At 57.2% G+C, this 17,578-nt stretch carries 15 protein-coding genes; 7 read left to right on the forward strand and 8 right to left on the reverse strand.

Annotated features, from left to right (window positions below; genetic code table 11):
- Positions 1 to 114: 114 nt before the first annotated feature.
- A complete protein-coding gene (locus BEI65_RS12360; protein WP_099063594.1) occupies positions 115 to 483 on the reverse strand; it encodes a diacylglycerol kinase in 369 nt (122 codons plus the stop codon).
- Positions 484 to 632: 149 nt separating this feature from the next.
- On the opposite strand from BEI65_RS12360, the gene plsB reads away from it, so the two are divergent.
- Complete coding sequence (plsB, locus tag BEI65_RS12365; RefSeq protein WP_099063595.1) at positions 633 to 3,098, forward strand: glycerol-3-phosphate 1-O-acyltransferase PlsB; 2,466 nt, start codon at positions 633 to 635, stop codon at positions 3,096 to 3,098.
- A 59-nt stretch (positions 3,099 to 3,157) separates the two neighbouring features.
- On the opposite strand, the gene ubiA is transcribed toward plsB, so the two are convergent.
- The gene (ubiA, locus tag BEI65_RS12370; RefSeq protein WP_099063596.1) at positions 3,158 to 4,030 is read right to left on the reverse strand and encodes a 4-hydroxybenzoate octaprenyltransferase; all 873 of its coding nucleotides are present in this window, start codon (positions 4,028 to 4,030) and stop codon (positions 3,158 to 3,160) included.
- Between the two features lie 17 nt (positions 4,031 to 4,047).
- Positions 4,048 to 4,572 carry a chorismate lyase gene (ubiC, locus tag BEI65_RS12375; RefSeq protein ID WP_099063597.1) on the reverse strand — a complete coding sequence of 175 codons (525 nt, stop codon included), beginning with the start codon at positions 4,570 to 4,572 and terminating at the stop codon, positions 4,048 to 4,050.
- Between the two features lie 397 nt (positions 4,573 to 4,969).
- Here ubiC and BEI65_RS12380 point away from each other — a divergent pair, with 397 nt between their 5' ends.
- From BEI65_RS12380 to BEI65_RS12390, 3 genes are read left to right on the forward strand one after another with little or no spacing between them, the layout of a single operon-like run.
- Positions 4,970 to 6,352, forward strand: coding sequence for an MFS transporter (locus BEI65_RS12380; protein WP_099063598.1), 1,383 nt, complete (start codon positions 4,970 to 4,972; stop codon positions 6,350 to 6,352).
- Between the two features lie 22 nt (positions 6,353 to 6,374).
- On the forward strand, positions 6,375 to 7,376 hold the full coding sequence (locus BEI65_RS12385; RefSeq protein ID WP_099063599.1) for a LacI family DNA-binding transcriptional regulator: 1,002 nt from the start codon (positions 6,375 to 6,377) through the stop codon (positions 7,374 to 7,376).
- 22 nt (positions 7,377 to 7,398) lie between these two features.
- The gene (locus tag BEI65_RS12390; RefSeq protein WP_099063600.1) at positions 7,399 to 8,382 is read left to right on the forward strand and encodes a nucleoside hydrolase; all 984 of its coding nucleotides are present in this window, start codon (positions 7,399 to 7,401) and stop codon (positions 8,380 to 8,382) included.
- 55 nt (positions 8,383 to 8,437) lie between these two features.
- Here BEI65_RS12390 and malM read toward each other — a convergent pair whose 3' ends face one another.
- From malM to BEI65_RS27405, 4 genes are all read right to left on the reverse strand, one after another.
- Complete coding sequence (malM, locus tag BEI65_RS12395; RefSeq protein ID WP_099063601.1) at positions 8,438 to 9,340, reverse strand: maltose operon protein MalM; 903 nt, start codon at positions 9,338 to 9,340, stop codon at positions 8,438 to 8,440.
- 95 nt (positions 9,341 to 9,435) lie between these two features.
- The gene (locus BEI65_RS12400) at positions 9,436 to 10,731 is read right to left on the reverse strand and encodes a maltoporin (protein WP_129936894.1); all 1,296 of its coding nucleotides are present in this window, start codon (positions 10,729 to 10,731) and stop codon (positions 9,436 to 9,438) included.
- A gap of 29 nt (positions 10,732 to 10,760) precedes the next feature.
- A complete protein-coding gene (malK, locus tag BEI65_RS12405; RefSeq protein WP_099063603.1) occupies positions 10,761 to 11,870 on the reverse strand; it encodes a maltose/maltodextrin ABC transporter ATP-binding protein MalK in 1,110 nt (369 codons plus the stop codon).
- Complete coding sequence (locus BEI65_RS27405) at positions 11,863 to 12,834, reverse strand: alpha-amylase family glycosyl hydrolase (RefSeq protein WP_099063604.1); 972 nt, start codon at positions 12,832 to 12,834, stop codon at positions 11,863 to 11,865. The genes malK and BEI65_RS27405 overlap by 8 nt, the downstream gene beginning before the upstream one ends.
- Positions 12,835 to 13,192: 358 nt before the next feature.
- Here BEI65_RS27405 and malE point away from each other — a divergent pair, with 358 nt between their 5' ends.
- The 3 genes from malE (at position 13,193) to malG (ending at position 16,929) form a co-directional block, all read left to right on the forward strand.
- Positions 13,193 to 14,386 (forward strand): maltose/maltodextrin ABC transporter substrate-binding protein MalE, encoded by a 1,194-nt coding sequence (malE, locus tag BEI65_RS12415; RefSeq protein WP_037416088.1) that lies wholly within the window; start codon positions 13,193 to 13,195, stop codon positions 14,384 to 14,386.
- Between the two features lie 63 nt (positions 14,387 to 14,449).
- Positions 14,450 to 16,027, forward strand: a complete 1,578-nt coding sequence (gene malF / locus BEI65_RS12420; protein WP_099063605.1) for a maltose ABC transporter permease MalF — start codon at positions 14,450 to 14,452, stop codon at positions 16,025 to 16,027.
- A gap of 11 nt (positions 16,028 to 16,038) precedes the next feature.
- Positions 16,039 to 16,929, forward strand: a complete 891-nt coding sequence (malG, locus tag BEI65_RS12425) for a maltose ABC transporter permease MalG (RefSeq protein WP_099063606.1) — start codon at positions 16,039 to 16,041, stop codon at positions 16,927 to 16,929.
- A gap of 89 nt (positions 16,930 to 17,018) precedes the next feature.
- Here the strand turns inward: malG and psiE are convergent, their stop codons facing one another.
- On the reverse strand, positions 17,019 to 17,426 hold the full coding sequence (psiE, locus tag BEI65_RS12430) for a phosphate-starvation-inducible protein PsiE (protein WP_099063607.1): 408 nt from the start codon (positions 17,424 to 17,426) through the stop codon (positions 17,019 to 17,021).
- Positions 17,427 to 17,578: the final 152 nt, after the last annotated feature.

The raw sequence follows: 17,578 nt of genomic DNA on the forward strand, positions 1-17,578 counted from the left end.
CCTGTTTGTTTATACAGTCTTGCTGTGAGTATATACAGGTAAGTGCGGCTTGGGAACCGAAGAGTGAATAAAAATCAGGGATTAGCGACCCGCGTCGCAACAGAACTCCCCCACTCAGGCAAAGTGCTGCCACAGCACCGAACACCAGACAAACAGCGCCAGAATAATCGCCAGCAAGACCGCCGCCGAGCCCATATCCTTTGCCCGGCCGGAGAGCTCGTGATGTTCGGTGCCCACCCGGTCGACAATCGCTTCAATCGCGCTGTTCAGTATCTCGACGATCATCACCAGCAGCACCGATCCGATCAGTAAAATGCGCGCTATCGCACCCACGTCCAGCCAAATCGCCAGTATGATAGCCAGCACCGTTGCCACCAATTCCTGGCGAAACGCCGCTTCGTGCTGCCAGGCGGCGGAAAAGCCTTTATAAGAGTAGCCGGCCGCTTTAATAATACGGGTCAGGCCGGTTGCTTGCTTTGTCATGTTTTTTAGTGCCTTTCGCAGAGGTAAGTCATAATTAAACAGTCTAAGCCAGGAAACGCTCCCGGCTCTCGGTTTTCCAACACCACAGATCTGCTACCCGGATTCTGGTATGCTTGCGGCGCATTGCTAACAAGAGGCTTCACGTTGTTATGTCAGGTTGGCGTAAAATTTATTATAAACTATTGAATTTACCACTCAAACTGTTGGTAAGAAGTAAGGTTATCCCTTCAGATCCGGTCACGGAGTTAGGGTTGGATCCTTCACGGCCGATTCTGTATGTTTTACCTTATAATTCCAAGGCGGATTTACTGACGCTGCGCACCCAGTGCCTGGCGCAAGATCTGCCCGATCCCCTCAATCCGCTGGAGATAGACGGTACCGTGCTGCCCAGCCACGTGTTTATTCACGACGGCCCGCGCGTATTCCGTTACTACACGCCGAAAGAAGAGTCGGTAAAACTGTTCCACGACTATCTGGATCTGCATCGCAGTAATCCGGATCTCGACATTCAGATGTTGCCGGTCTCGGTGATGTTCGGTCGCTCTCCGGGGCGCGAAGGTCACGGCACCCCGCATCTGCGTCTGCTGAACGGCGTCCAGAAATTCTTCGCCGTGCTGTGGCTCGGCCGCGACAGCTTTGTCCGTTTCTCCAATACCGTTTCGCTGCGCCGCATGGCGACTGAACACGGTACGGACAAAATCATTGCGCAAAAGCTGGCACGCGTAGCACGCATGCACTTCTCGCGTCAGCGTCTGGCCGCCGTCGGTCCAAGCCTGCCGGCCCGTCAGGACCTGTTCAACAAGCTGTTGGCATCCAAGGCGATCGAAAAAGCGGTCGAAGACGAGGCTCGCAGCAAGAAAATTTCCCACGAAAAAGCCCAGCAGAATGCCATTGCGCTGATGGAAGAGATCGCTGCCGATTTCTCTTACGAGACGGTGCGCCTTTCCGATCGCGTGCTGAGCTGGACCTGGAACCGCCTGTATCAAGGCATCAACGTCACTAACGCCGAACGCGTGCGTCAGTTGGCGCAGGACGGCCACGAGATTGTTTATGTGCCCTGCCACCGCAGCCACATGGACTACCTGTTGCTGTCCTACGTGTTGTATCACCAGGGTCTGGTGCCGCCGCACATTGCTGCCGGGATTAATCTCAACTTCTGGCCGGCCGGGCCGATTTTCCGCCGTCTGGGCGCTTTCTTTATCCGCCGCACTTTCAAAGGCAACAAGCTGTACTCGACGGTGTTCCGCGAATACCTCGGCGAGCTGTTTACCCGTGGTTACTCGGTGGAATATTTCGTCGAAGGCGGCCGTTCCCGTACCGGACGTTTGCTGGAGCCGAAGACCGGCACCCTGTCGATGACCATTCAGGCGATGCTGCGTGGCGGTACCCGCCCTATCACACTGGTGCCGATCTACATCGGTTACGAGCACGTGATGGAAGTGGGCACTTACGCCAAAGAGCTGCGTGGTGCGACCAAGGAAAAAGAGAGCCTGCTGCAGATGCTGCGCGGCCTGCGCAAGCTGCGCAATCTTGGCCAGGGTTACGTCAACTTCGGCGATCCACTGCCGTTGACTACCTATCTGAACCAGAATGTGCCGCAGTGGCGTGAATCGATTGACCCGATCGAATCCCAGCGCCCAAGTTGGCTGACGCCAACGGTCAACGATCTGGCGGCCAAAATCATGGTTCGCATCAACAATGCTGCCGCTGCCAACGCCATGAACCTGTGTTCCACGGCGCTGTTGGCCTCACGCCAGCGTTCGCTGACCCGTGAGCAGTTGCTTGAGCAGTTGGAATGCTATCTGCAACTGATGCGCAACGTGCCTTATGCCAGCGACGTTACCGTGCCAACCCAAACGCCGGATGAATTGCTCGACCACGCGCTGAACATGAACAAGTTCGAGGTGGAGAAGGATAACATCGGCGATATCATCATCCTGCCGCGCGAGCAGGCGGTGTTGATGACCTATTACCGTAACAATATCCATCACCTGCTGGTTCTGCCTTCGCTGATCGCCACTATCGTGATGCACCACCGCCGGGTATCGCGCGCCGAACTGCTACGGCAGATTGGTCTGATTTACCCGATGCTGAAGGCCGAGCTGTTCCTGCACAACGATAAGGAACAACTGCCGGAAGTGCTGCGACCGCTGATCGATGAAATGATCCGTCAGCAACTGATCTGCGACAAGGGCGACGATCTGGTGCTGAACCCAGCGCGTATCCGGCCGCTACAGCTGTTGGCCGCCGGTGTCCGTGAAACGCTGCAACGCTATGCCATCACCATGTCGATCCTCAGCGCCAATCCGAGCATCAACCGCGGTGCGCTGGAGAAAGAGAGCCGTATCATGGCCCAACGCCTGTCGGTACTGCACGGTATCAATGCGCCGGAGTTCTTTGACAAGGCGGTGTTCTCCACCCTGGTGGCGACGCTGCGTGAAGAAGGCTACATCAACGACATCGGCGATGCGGTCCGTGAGCACACCATGGAGGTGTACAACATGCTGAGCGATTTGATTACCCCGGAAATCAAGCTGACCATTGAAAGCGTCAGCATGCCGGCGGAAACCAACGCCCTGCCGGAGACGGTCGCAGTGGAAGTGAAAGAAGACTGATTCACTGATACTAAAACGAAAAAGGCACCCTCGGGTGCCTTTTTTATTGCTGTAAATCGTTAGCCCTGCCAGTAGCTCAACGCGATGCCGAGAAACAGCACCAGCCCAACGTAGTTGTTGTCCAGGAACGCTTTAAAGCAGGCGTCGCGTTCGCGGGTGGCGATCTGCTTTTGCTGATGGATAAACAAAGCGCCTGCCAGCAACAGCGACCAATAAAAAGCGCCGCTCATCTGCGTCAGATAGCCGACCCACAGCATCAACAGCAGCGTGGCGAACTGCAGCATACCGACGATCAGCTTGTCGTAGCGGCCAAACAATATGGCGGTAGATTTAACGCCAATCTTCAGGTCATCGTCACGGTCAACCATGGCGTACAGCGTGTCGTAAGCCACCGTCCAGCAGATATTGGCCAGCAGCAACAGCCAGCAGCTCAGCGGCAGTGATTCGCTAACGGCGGCATAGGCCATCGGAATGCCCCAGCCAAACGCCGCACCCAGCACAAATTGCGGCAGATGGGTGACCCGTTTCATGAACGGATAGGCCCATGCCAGCGCCAGCGCGGCCAATGACAGCCAGATAGTCATCGCATTCAGCGTCAATACCAGCCCAAACGAGATCAGCACCAGCACCACAAACAGGATCTTGGCCTCTTTCTCGCTCACCCGGCCACTCGGCATCGGCCGCCCGGCAGTCCGCTTTACGTGGCCATCGACGGCGCGATCGGCATAGTCATTCACCACACAACCGGCGGCGCGCATCATGAAGACCCCGACCACAAACACCACCAGGACAGACAGCGACGGTACGCCCTTTCCTGCCAGCCACAGTGCCCACAACGTCGGCCATAGCAACAGTAAGGTGCCAATCGGCTTATCAATGCGCATCAGATGGCTATAAGCCTGCCATTTGCTTTGAATCACGCTTCCCTCCAAGGTATTTCCTCTCCTCATTATTCAGGGTCTACACTGCCCGCAGCGTACAGCGGTGAAGCCGGTAAAAACAGTTCGGTCAGCAACAGCGGTTTACCCGCCAGCCGCAGGCGGGAGCGGCGTGCCCACAACGCATCTTGCCGACCTATATGAATATAATCGCGAGTCAGGTCATCGCTGCTGAACAGATAGCGGCCCAACGGCAATGTCCCCAAATCCACCAGCGCCAGATCCGGGCCGGTCAGCGTTTCCTGTGGGATCACCGTGCGCCCCAGCAGCCAGGGCTGGTTGTCGCCCAATAGCACCACTTCACGCAGCCAATAGCGCGGGCTGTCCGGCAGGTGTTCGGCCTCTTCACCCAGTTGCTCGCGGGTCAAAAAACATTCGCGCTGCGGCTCAACGTGCACCCGCCCACAGTGGCGTTCAAAGCGACGCGTCATGGAACCGGGCTCCATCAGCCAGTCGCTGATGGCGGCAGGCACCGGAGGATGTTGCGCAGATAACCACTCCAGCGGCGGTAGGATCGAATCCCTATTGCCAAACATTGTTCTACTCCATGCCTGACGCCGCGCCCTGCGGCCGCGCCAGACCAGACAAACTGTTAACAGGCGCTCATTGTAACGCAGAAATTCAAAAGCGGCAGGCTGATTCGTGGGGTCACACGCAGCAAAATACGCGCCGAAAAAGCACCGCGATGTCATCTTTCTGCCATCTGTTTTCTTTACCTTCATTCCCCGGAACGATGGGGATTCTGTGATCTTCAGCAAAATTTCACCTCTGCAGCATTGTTTTATCTACGCGCGTAGATACCCTTGTACTGCAGCGTTGAATCGCCATCAGTCCGACACTTTGTCAGCAAACTTTCTTGCCGACACCAGGGAAACCATCTTTACCGCGATCACGCCATAGGTGTGGCGCAGACGAAAAGAGGATATCAATGCCATGAGCGAAACAACGCTTGCAACCCCAAAGGCCACCGACGAAACGTTGGCGGCCGATGAACGTTTGGCCACCAAAGAAGGGCGCGGTCAATTCTGGCGCGCCACTTTCTCGTGCTGGCTCGGTACGGCCATGGAGTATGTCGATTTCGCCCTGTATGGCCTGGCGGCCGGCATGGTGTTCGGCGACGTGTTCTTCCCCGAAGCCACCCCCATGGTGGCGCTGCTGGCCAGCTTCGCCACCTATTCCGTCGGTTTTATCGCCCGCCCTATCGGCGCGTTGGTTTTCGGCTGGATTGGCGATCGTAAAGGCCGCCGCGTAGTGCTGCTCACCACGGTGGCGCTGATGGGCGTCTCTACCACGCTGATCGGGCTGATCCCCTCCTACGCACAAATTGGCGTCTGGGCTCCCATCTGCCTGGTGATCCTGCGTTTTGCTCAGGGCTTCGGAGCCGGAGCCGAGCTTTCCGGCGGTGCGGTGATGCTGGCGGAATACGCCCCAGCCAAACGACGGGGGCTGGTCGCCTCGATCATTGCGATTGGCTCCAACAGCGGTACCCTGCTGGCCTCACTGGTGTGGTTGCTGATCTTGCAGTTGGACAAAGCGGATCTGATCGCCTGGGGCTGGCGTATTCCGTTCCTCGCCAGCATCCTGATCGCTGGGGGTGCTTTGTACCTGCGCCGTCACGTGCGTGAAACGCCGGTGTTTGAACGCGAGCTACAACAAAACCGTCAGCGGATGCTGGACAACACTCCCGTTGCAGCGGATAACCGCAGCTATCTGCAACGCACCAAAGCCTTCTGGATCATGCTCGGCCTGCGCATCGGCGAAAACGGCCCCTCTTATCTGTGCCAGGGCTTTATCGTGGGTTACGTCGCCAAGGTGTTGATGGTGGATAAGTCGGTGCCGGCGCTGGCGGTGATGATCGCCTCACTGTGCGGTTTCCTGGTGATCCCCCTGGCGGGTTGGCTTTCCGATCGTTTCGGCCGCCGTATTACCTACCGCTGGTTCTGCCTGTTGCTGGTACTGTACGCCTTCCCGGCGTTCTGGCTGCTCGATAGCCGCGAACCGGCGATAGTGATTTCGGTGATTGTGGTCGGCATGTGCATTGCATCGCTGGGGATTTTTGGCGTACAGGCCGCCTACGGCGTGGAGCTGTTCGGCGTCAAAAACCGCTACTCAAAAATGGCGTTTGCCAAGGAACTGGGTTCGATCCTCTCCGGCGGTACCGCACCGCTGATCGCGACCGCGCTGCTGGCCGGTTTCGGTCACTGGTGGCCTGTCGCCTGCTATTTTGTTGTAATGGCAGGCATTGGCTTAATCACTACCTTCTTTGCACCAGAAACCCGCGGCCGCGATCTTAACCTGCCGCAGGACGCGGTGTGATCAGGGCGCACAGGAACCCAACTTGGATAATCAATCCGCACGGCGCATCACCCGTGCCGACGTCGCCCTCGTAGCGGGCACCTCGGTTGCGGTCGTCAGCTACGTGATCAACAACGGCCCGCGTCCGGTGGCAGAAGCCACCCGTCTGCGGGTGCTGGCGGCGATCGAGCAAACCGGTTATCGGCCGAACGATATCGCCCGGGCATTGGCTTCTGGCAATACCCTCACCTATGGGTTAGTGGTGCCCGACATTTCCAATCCGTTTTTTGCCACGCTGGCGCAGGCATTACAGCGCGAGGCGTTCAGTCATGGCCGCGTGCTGCTGTTAGGTGACGCCGGCGACGACCGGCAGCGCGAACATGACCTGATTAACCACCTGCTGCGCCGTCAGGTTGATGGGCTGCTGTACACCAGTGTCGATCGCCATCCGTGGTTCGATCTGATCCGCGCCTCCGGTACCCCCTGCGTGATGATCGACACCATCGACAGCCATGCCGGCATCTGCGCCATTCGCGTCAATGAACGCGACGCCGCCTGCCAGGCCACACGTCACCTGCTGCAGCACGGCTACCGGGAACTCGGCATTTTTGTTGGCCCGCTGACCATGCTTAACGCGCAGGATCGTCTGAACGGCTGGCGCGACGCCCTGCTCGAGGCCGGTATCACGCCGCGCGAAGAGTGGATTTTTGAAGCGCCCTATACCCGCCAGGGCGGCTATCAGGCCAGCCAGAAAATGCTGCAAGGGCCCCGTCCGCGAGCCATCTTCACCTCCAACGAGCAGCAGGCACTCGGCTGCCTGTCGGCGTTGGCGGAACATCAGCTGCGAGTGCCGGACGATCTGGCTATCATTTGCTTTAACGGCACTCAGCAATCCGAGTTCAGCGTACCGCCGCTCAGTGCGGTCGAACAGCCGATCGACGCCATGGCCAGGCAGGCCATCGCCATGCTGGCCGCCTGTGCCGCGCAGCCAGAGCTGCACGAGTTCGCCTTCCAGCTGCATATCCGCCGATCGTGCGGCTGCTAGTTTATTGATTCAGGTAACTGCTATGCGTTTGATTATTGATTGCGATCCCGGCAACGGCATTCCCGGTGCCAACGTTGACGACGGGCTGGCGCTGGCGCTGGCACTGGCGGCCAAACCACAGCTCTCACTGGAGCTTGTCAGCATCGTGGCCGGCAATACGCCACGCGACGTCGGTTTTGCCGTGGCCAACCATCTGTTACAACAAACCGGTTATCAGGTACCTGTGGTGGCAGGCGCGGCGCGAGCATTGAATGAAGCGCCAGAGCCCTGGCGCGCCCATCTGGATCGTGCGATTACCGATCCGCAGCTGGCTGCTCTGTGGCGTAATACACCTTATCCGCAAGCAGCAACGACACCAGCACCGAACGCCGCCGTCGCGATCGGCGAACTGATCTGCAATCACCCCGGCGAAATCACCCTGGCGGCGATCGGCCCACTGACCAACGTTGCCCATGCCCTGCAGCTGTACCCGCAGATGGCGCAGGCGGTGAAGGAAATCGTCATTATGGGGGGAGTGTTCAACGTCGAGGGCTACATCAAGGACACCAATTTCGGCCTGGATCCAGAGGCCGCACGGCAGGTACTGACCAGCGGTGCCAACATCACGCTCGCCCCGCTGGACGTCACCACGCAAACCATGCTGACCCAGGCAGACCTGCTACAGATGACCCAGCCGGACACGCCGCTGTGCCGCTACCTGCGGGCCACAACCCAGCCCTGGATCGACTATTCCCGCCATACCCGCCATCTGCCGGGTTGCTGGATCCATGATGCACTGGTCATCGCCTGGCTGCTGGAGCCGCAATTGGTCACTACCGAGGAGTATTTTGTCGATGTGGCGCTGGAAGGAGCCATGACGCGAGGCAGCTCCCGTCGCTGGCGACCGGAAAGTCTGCGCCTGACGGTCGGCATGCCGGAACCCGAAGGCCAACCGGTGCGGATAATGCAGCAGGTGGATAACGCGCGTCTGCTGGCGTTGATCGGCGAAACGCTAGCTCGCGAATGAAAAAAGGTGCGCCGGGGCGCACCAATCATCAAGCCAGCATCGGCAGCGTCGGGTACTACCCCTTGCCTTTCACGCTGCCAATAAACGTTTCACGCGCTGTGGTAGAACCCAGTTTTTCAGCCTCATTCATCAGTTTCAGCGCTTTATCGATATCGCCCGCCTTCACCGCCTGTTTGATGCCGTTGTTAAAGTAAGTGTCAGTTTCATTCAGCATCGGTTCCGCCGGTTTGGTCGGTGCCGGAGTCGGTGCAGCCGCAACCACCGCAGTAGATCCCACCACCACTGGCGTCGCCGCCGGTGCCGGTTGCAGCATACCGATCATGATATTGCCGCTGCCCTGTTCAGCCGTCACTTTCAGTTTGATGGTGCCACTGGTGCTGTGGCTGGCAATCGGATCCGGAATATCTGGTACCGCGTTGCCCACGCCCTGCGCATAAGCCTTCGCCGGGTTAGTCAATTGGGTGGTTTTCGCTAGATCCTGGCGGGTGGTGTACACCAGCAGATAAATTTGTTTCTGGCCGAGCGCCGGGGTCAGTTTCAACGTGCCCTCAAGGCGATCGGACGACATTGCCCCCGGAGGCTGATAAGGGAAGTAGCTGCTCGGGTAATAGGCGGCCGGACGCAGGTGCTCATCCAGCACCAGTACGCTCGGGGCGTAAATGGCGTTGTTCTTGCTGATGCTGCTCAGCGTGACTTCCAGCGAGCCGCGATCGGCCGGCAGCGTATAGGCGGCAATAGCGCCCTGAATGTCACCCTGATTAATTTGCGGGCTGACATTATCCAGTTTTACGTCCTGGCTGACCGGCGGTACCAGCGGTTGCCATGGCAGGCTTTGTAGCGTGCTGGCGCTAATAGCCGGAGCGATGGAAACATTGGCCGGTGTATCGGCATTGGCCACCAGTGGCGCGCCCACGGTAAGGGCCAGTGACAGGTAGAGTGACAGCAGATTCTTTTTCATTGTTATACCCCATGGTATCCGACGCGGCTCAGGCAAGAGAGACGGTGTCGGCGAATACAGGTTGGGGAGAGCACCTGGCTCTCCCCGTTATCTCATTACCACCAGATTTCCATCTGGGCGCCGAAGGTGACTTCATCGTCATTACCGCGGCTGAAGGTATGCATGCTGGTGTCGTTGTACGCGGTACCTGAGGTGTAACCGGTGCCGGAATCGCTGTTAGCGTAACCCCATTTCTCATCCCACTTGGCGTAGGTTGCAAATACGCGGATCGCCGGACGGGACCAGATGCTGTTGCCCGCCTGCCACTGTTGCGCCAGGGTGACTTTGTACTGGCCGTTGCGATCTCCGGTACGCTGAGATTTCACGTTGTCGTAACCGGCTTCCAGCAGGGTGCTCATGATTGGCGTCCATTTGTACATTGGGCGCACGCCCACGGTGTACCAGGTGGTGCCATTGTTGTTGTCGCGATCGATATCCTGGAACATGGCGACATACATCATCGCCCATTGATCGTTGAAGTCGATGGCGCCGTGATCCAGCACGCGGATCATCTTGCCGTTGTTGTCGATGGTGGAGCCCTGACTACGGCCGTTGTTCTGCGAAGTCATAGAATCGGTGGCGTACTGCAGCACAAACTTGTTGTAGCCGGTCAGGATGCTCTGGGTATGTTCCGCAGTCACCAACCAACCGTCTTTGCTGGCACCGTCAGCCAGGCTGTAGCCGTCCTGCGCGTTAGCCCGGCCGTAGTCCAGGCCCAGCTCCAGGGTACCGCCCGGGTTCAACTCCAGACCGGCCAAACGCACGTCGAAGGTGTCGTTGACGGTAGGGCGTTGGTCCAGTTCATTATCCAGATAACCGTAAGAACCGCCGGATTCGGAGTTACGGGTCACGGCAGCAGACAGCTTGCCGAAGCCCAGATCGATGTTTTCCAGACCCGCACCCGGGCCGGAGATATCCCAGTAGTAGAAGTCGATCATATGGACGTCATGACGCTGATAGAAACGCTTACCGGCCCACATATTGGCCCCCGGCAGCCATTCGATCAGGTTTTTACCCTGCACGTTCACTTCACGGAAGCCTGGCGTCACATCTTCCCAGTCAGAACGTTGTGAAACCGAGTAAGCCAGGTTGGTATCGAAGTAGAAGCTTTTGTCGCCTTCTTTCCACACTTCCTGACCCAGCTTCAGTTCGGCGTAAGTTTCACATTCGTTACCGAGACGGTATTTGCTGTCGGCGCCGGTGGCCTTGAAGCACTGTTGCTCACCACCGCTACCGGTCCAGCCAATGCCGGAACGGGCATAGCCTTTAAAATCAAGGGCCATTGCCTGAGTGGTGAGAACACCAGCGGCGATTGCCAGTGCCAGAGGAAGTTTGCGCAGAGTAGTCATCATTATTCTCCTGTTATACAGACTGTGATGCTTTAAACGCCCGGCTCCTGGTGCAGCCGTTTACATGCCGTACCGTCTTCACGGAACAGATGGCAGCGGTGAGGCGGCAGGCCGATAGCGAATGTTGCACCTTCTTCTACCAGCACCACGTCGTTCTGGCGGTAAACCAGGTTTTGACGAATTGCCGGGATTTGGATGTGGATTTGCGTCTCGTTGCCGAGTTGCTCCACCACCTGTACGTCACCGGTCAGACGAACTTCAGAGGCATCACCCGGCAACAGATGCTCGGGGCGAATGCCCAGCGACAGATTCGAGCCAACCTGTACCTCTGTGCCTTCGACCGGCAACCACACCAGTTGGCGGTTAGGCAGTTCGACCTGGACCTGTTGCGGTTCTGCGGCGGTCACTTTGACCGGCAGGAAATTCATTTTCGGTGACCCGATAAAGCCGGCGACAAAGCGGTTGGCCGGATAGTGATACAGCTCCAGCGGCTTGCCGATCTGGGCGACACGCCCGGCGTCCAGCACCACGATTTTGTCGGCCAGCGTCATCGCTTCAACCTGATCGTGGGTGACGTAAATCATGGTGCGCTGCAAACGTTTGTGCAGACGGGAGATCTCAATGCGCATCTGCACCCGCAGTGCGGCGTCGAGGTTGGACAGCGGTTCGTCGAGCAGGAACACGTCCGGCTCCGCCACCAGCGTACGGCCGATTGCCACCCGCTGACGCTGCCCACCGGACAGCGCTTTGGGCCGTCGGTCGAGCAGGTGAGCCAGCTGCAGCACTTCCGATACCTGATTCACCCGCTGGTTGATTTCCGCTTTTTTAGCCCCCGCCAGCTTCAGGCCAAACGACATGTTGTCGGCCACCGACAGGTGCGGATACAGCGCATAAGACTGGAATACCATGCCAATACCGCGCTCGGACGGTGGCACCTCATTCATCCGTTTATCGCCGATCATCAGCTCACCGGAGGTAATGTCCTCCAGGCCGGCGATCATGCGCAGCAGCGTCGACTTGCCGCAGCCCGATGGCCCGACAAACACCACAAACTCACCGTCATCGATCGTCAGATTGACGTCCTTGGAAATCACAGTCTCGCCGAAAGCCTTATAAACGCTGCGCAATGTGACGCTAGCCATGCGTTACTCCCCTGCTTTCGCAGTTAACGTTTCGTGTAAAAATGGCGGACGCAAAACCCGCCAAAACCCATTGATGACCCTCTTGCTGCGCGCCGTGCTGCCATGCCAGTGGCAAGGTCGCCTCAGACGGCGCGGCCGCCTGAGTATAAGGCTGCAGGTTAATCAGCGCTTCAAGGCATTGATCCTGATGGGTAATAAGTAAGCGAACTACGCCATTACGCTGGCTGATGGCGCTCAGCTCACCCTGTTGGATCACCGGCAAACGGCGCAGCGCCAACAGAGACTGGCAGTAACGTAAGGTCGAGTGGTTGTCATGCTGTTGGCGGCTGATGGCCAACGCGCGGTGTTCGATCGCCACCTGCTGATACCAGTGGATCTCACCGGCGGTCACTTGCTCCGGCGCTTCATGCCAGGGCATCGGCGTTTGAGCACCAAGCGGATCCTGCAAACCGGCCGCGTGCGGCAGACCCAGCTCCTCTCCCTGATACAGACAAATCGGCGCGGGCAGCATGGCCAGCAACGTCAAAAAAGCATCGGCGGAACGCAAGTTACCCTGCCCCCAGTGACTGACCACCCGAGGCTGGTCGGCATCACCAGTGCTCCACAGGCTGTCGGCCAGCGTGGCCCGGCGGGCATTCAATACCTCAACCAGCTTCTCCACGCTAAAAGGCACCACTTCCAGCGCCAATGGGCTGCGGAGGTACTGTTGCGGCGTTGCGGCGCGACGAATGTGGTTTGGCCCATCGCAGTACCACAGTGCCAGCCCCTGGGCGGCGACGGCGGCGTCATCTTGTGCCGCCAATGCCTGCGGCAATACCAGGCCGTCGATCGACAGCGTGCTCAGGTAGGGCAATGCCGCAATCATGCCGCGAGCGTCGCCTACACCGTCCCCGTTTCCGTCGCGGAAACTGACCGGATGGATCCGGTACAGGGTTGGCTGAGTGGCGGTAGGCATTGGCGACATAAATCCGGTTCCTGCTGTATTGGGCGTTGAAAATCAATGTGGCCGATAGTGCGGTAAACCCCACAAAGGGTAATCATCCGTAACAGGATTTTTCATGGGGGAGGAGATGGGAGGATGAGAGAACGACTGCGGCGGTGAGAAGTTCCACGCTTAAGACAAATCTGTGATCTGCCTGGCAAAAATCGTCCCCCTATTTTGTGTCTGACACCACAGAATAGAGCGCAATGTTAACTGGATCACACTCCGCAGGCTTGGGGCGTAGAGGGGGGGAGGATGAGAATGTGTCGCTTTGTGACCCACTATTACCGCGAAACCTCTCTCCTTGATTTACGTGCCCATAAAAAAGAAGGATTGGATTATGACTCGCAGCTTTACCACCGCCCGCACACTGGTGCTTTCGGCTCTGACCACCCTGGTGCTTTCTTCTTCCGCCTTCGCCAAGATCGAGGAAGGGAAACTGGTTATCTGGATCAACGGCGATAAAGGCTATAACGGCCTGGCCGAAGTCGGCAAAAAGTTTGAGAAAGACACCGGTATCAAAGTCACCATCGAGCATCCGGACAAGCTGGAAGAGAAATATCCGCAGGTGGCTGCCACCGGCGACGGCCCGGACATCATCTTCTGGGCCCATGACCGCTTTGGCGGCTACGCGCAGTCGGGCCTGCTGGCCGAGATCCATCCTTCCAAAGCTTTCCAGGACAAGCTGTTCCCGTTCACCTGGGACGCGGTGCGCTACGATGGCAAGCTGATTGGCTACCCGATCGCGGTAGAAGCACTGTCGCTGATTTATAACAAAGACCTGATCAAGCAGGCGCCAAAAACCTGGGAAGAGATCCCGGCGCTGGACAAAGAGCTGCGCGCCAAAGGCAAGAGCGCCATCATGTGGAACCTGCAAGAACCCTACTTCACCTGGCCGATTATCGCCGCCGACGGCGGTTATGCCTTCAAGTATGAGAACGGCAAGTACAACATCAAGGACGTAGGCGTGGCCAATGCCGGTTCACAGGCCGGGTTGCAGTTCATCGTCGATCTGGTGAAAAACAAACACATCAACGCCGATACCGATTATTCCATTGCCGAAGCCGCGTTCAACAAAGGCCAGACTGCGATGACCATCAATGGTCCCTGGGCCTGGTCCAACATCGAACAAAGCAAAATCAACTACGGCGTGACCCTGCTGCCAACCTTTAAAGGCAAGCCGTCCAAACCTTTCGTCGGCGTACTGACCGCCGGGATCAACGCCGCCAGCCCGAACAAAGAGCTGGCGACCGAATTCCTGGAAAACTACCTGCTGACCAACGAGGGGCTGGCGGACGTCAACAAGGACAAACCGCTGGGCGCAGTCGCGCTGAAGTCTTACCAGGAACAGTTGGCGAAAGATCCGAAGATTGCCGCCACCATGGAAAACTCACAGAACGGCGAAATCATGCCTAACATCCCGCAGATGAGCGCCTTCTGGTACGCCGAACGCAGTGCGGTGATCAACGCCGTCAGCGGCCGCCAGACGGTGAAAGCCGCACTGGATGACGTACAGACCCGCATTACCAAGTAACACACTACGTTGTGCGGGGTGCGGACCTGCGCCCCGCTGTAGCTCCACAGAAAGGAACGCCCTATGCAATTAGCTCACGCCGGGTCACCTGCGCGCAAAAAGTCGAAGTGGTGGCAGAGTGACATACTGAAATGGCTGGTCATCGGCCTGTTCAGCCTGGTTACCTGCTATCTGATTGTGTTGATGTATGCACAGGGTGAATACCTGTTTGCCATTCTGACGCTGATCTTGGTCAGCGCTGGGCTTTACGTCTTCGCCAACCGCCGTGCTTACGCCTGGCGCTACGTTTATCCGGGCATCGCCGGTATGGGGCTGTTTGTCCTGTTTCCGCTGATTTGTACCATTGCCATCGCCTTTACCAACTACAGCAGCACCAACCAGCTCACTTTTGAGCGCGCCCAGTCGGTGCTGATGCAGCGTCAATTCCAGACCGGCAAGACCTTTACCTTCGGCCTATATCCGGCGGAAAACCAACGCTGGCGTCTGCAGCTAACCCACCCGGACAGCGGGCAACAGTTGATTTCCCAGCCTTTCAGCTTTGATGCCAACGCACCGCAAACGCTGAAACTGGTTGAGGAAGGCAGCGAACCGACAGGCGAACGCGCCACGCTGCGGGTGATCACTCAAAACCGCCAGGCGCTGAGCCAACTGGTAGCCCAGTTACCGGACGGCGGTGAGCTGCGCATGAGTTCCCTGCGCCAGTTTTCCGGCACCACCCCGCTTTACGCACTGGATAAGGACAGCAACCTGCTGACCGACCAGCAAACCCATATTCAATACCGGCCTAACCCGGAGATTGGCTTCTATCAGGCGGTAAATGCCGACGGCAACTGGGCCAAAGAGACCCTCAGCCCAGGCTATACCGTGACTATCGGTGGGAAAAACTTCCTGCGCGTCCTGCAGGATGAAGGCATCAAGAAGCCGTTCGTGTCGATCTTTATCTGGACCATCGTGTTCTCGGTGATGACCGTGATCCTCACCGTGGCGGTAGGTATGGTGCTGGCCTGCGTGGTGCAGTGGGATGCGCTGAAAGGCAAAGCCATCTATCGCGTGATGCTGATACTGCCCTATGCGGTGCCGTCATTTATTTCGATTCTGATTTTCAAAGGCTTGTTCAACCAAAGTTTCGGTGAAATCAACATGATGCTCAGCCATCTGTTCGGCATCAAACCGGCCTGGTTCAGCGACCCCATCACCGCCAAGAGCATGATTTTGATCGTCAACACCTGGCTGGGTTACCCGTACATGATGATCCTGTGCATGGGGCTGTTAAAGGCGATCCCTGACGATTTGTACGAAGCTTCGGCAATGGACGGCGCTACCCCGATGCAGAACTTTTTCCGCATCACTCTGCCGCTGCTGATTAAGCCGCTAACGCCGCTGATGATTGCCAGCTTCGCCTTCAACTTTAATAACTTCGTGCTGATCCAACTGTTGACCAACGGCGGACCGGATATGATCGGGACTACCACGCCGGCCGGTTATACCGACCTGCTGGTCAGCTATACCTACCGCATCGCCTTCGAAGGCGGCGGCGGACAGGACTTTGGGCTGGCGGCGGCAATTGCCACGCTGATCTTCCTGCTGGTGGGCGCCCTGGCGATCCTGAATCTGAAAGCCAGCAAGATGAACTTCGACTAGGGAGAAAAATAATGGCTATGGTCCAACCCAAATCCCAGCGCCTGCGCCTGTGGATGACCCATACTCTGATGCTGTGCTTTATCGCCCTGATCATGTTCCCGCTGCTGATGGTGATCACTATCTCACTGCGATCTGGCAACTTCGCCACCGGCAGCCTGATACCGGAGCAAATTTCCTGGGATCACTGGCGCCTGGCGCTTGGCATGAGCGTGACGCACGCAGACGGCAGCGTGACCCCACCGCCGTTCCCGGTACTGTTGTGGCTGTGGAATTCGATCAAGATCGCGGTGATCACCGCCATCGGCATCGTTACGCTGTCTACCACCTGCGCCTACGCTTTTGCCCGCATGCGTTTTCGCGGTAAAAGCACGCTGCTGAAAAGCATGCTGATTTTCCAGATGTTCCCGGCGGTGTTGTCACTGGTGGCGCTGTACGCCCTGTTCGATCGCCTGGGCCAATACATCCCGTTTATCGGCCTGAATACCCACGGTGGGGTGATCTTCGCCTATATGGGCGGCATCGCGCTGCACGTCTGGACCATCAAAGGCTATTTCGAGACCATCGATAATTCGCTGGAGGAAGCCGCAGCGCTGGACGGTGCCAGCCCGTGGCAAGCCTTCCGTCTGGTGCTGTTGCCGTTGTCGGTGCCGATTCTGGCGGTGGTGTTTATTCTGTCGTTTATCGCCGCCATCACCGAAGTGCCGGTCGCCTCGCTGCTGTTACGTGACGTCAACAGCTACACGCTGGCGGTGGGCATGCAGCAATATCTCAATCCGCAAAACTACTTGTGGGGCGACTTTGCCGCTGCGGCGGTGCTGTCAGCCATTCCGATTACCACCGTATTCCTGCTGGCGCAGCGCTGGCTGGTTGGGGGCCTGACGGCCGGTGGGGTCAAGGGTTAAAGGTTTTTTGCCACTGTAATGCGCTTGCTGTACTTCGTTCTATACCTGTGTCTTCGGCGGCCCCTACGGGCCGCCATTTTTATCCCTGTTTATTCTCTTTTTAAGCGGTCGGTATTGGCCAGATAAAGCGTCACCACCAGTAACAATATCGCGGCTGAATAAATTAGCGTATCAATTGGATTTTCATGATCCACAATGATCAAACGGATAATTGCGGTAATGCCGATATAAATAAAGTAACGCAGCGGGAAGTGATAACCCGACTCAAAATACTTCACAATCAAAGCGATAAACTCAAAGTAGAGGAAGTAAATCACAATCCCTTCAATCAGCAGATAGGACGTCGACTCCTCGTTGTTGACAAACAAGACTTTCGCCAAATGAATGGTTTCTTTAACCAAAAAGACGATCAGGATCGCTGCCAGCAGCAGCAGTCCAACATTCAACACCCGTTGCAATCCTTTGGCGATCGTCACCGAGCGGGAGGTTTTTGCCATAAATATTCCCCATCAATACCACTGTAGTTATCCGCGCATCCTAACATAGGCATTATCTTAAAAATTAATATCCGCACGGTGCCAGGAAAAAATTAATACTATTCATACTGTTATAAATAAATGTTTCATATGGATATATTTGTAGCAAATTG

The organism is Serratia sp. BW106 (assembly GCF_002607755.1).
GTDB classification, from domain to species: Bacteria; Pseudomonadota; Gammaproteobacteria; order Enterobacterales; family Enterobacteriaceae; genus Serratia; species Serratia proteamaculans.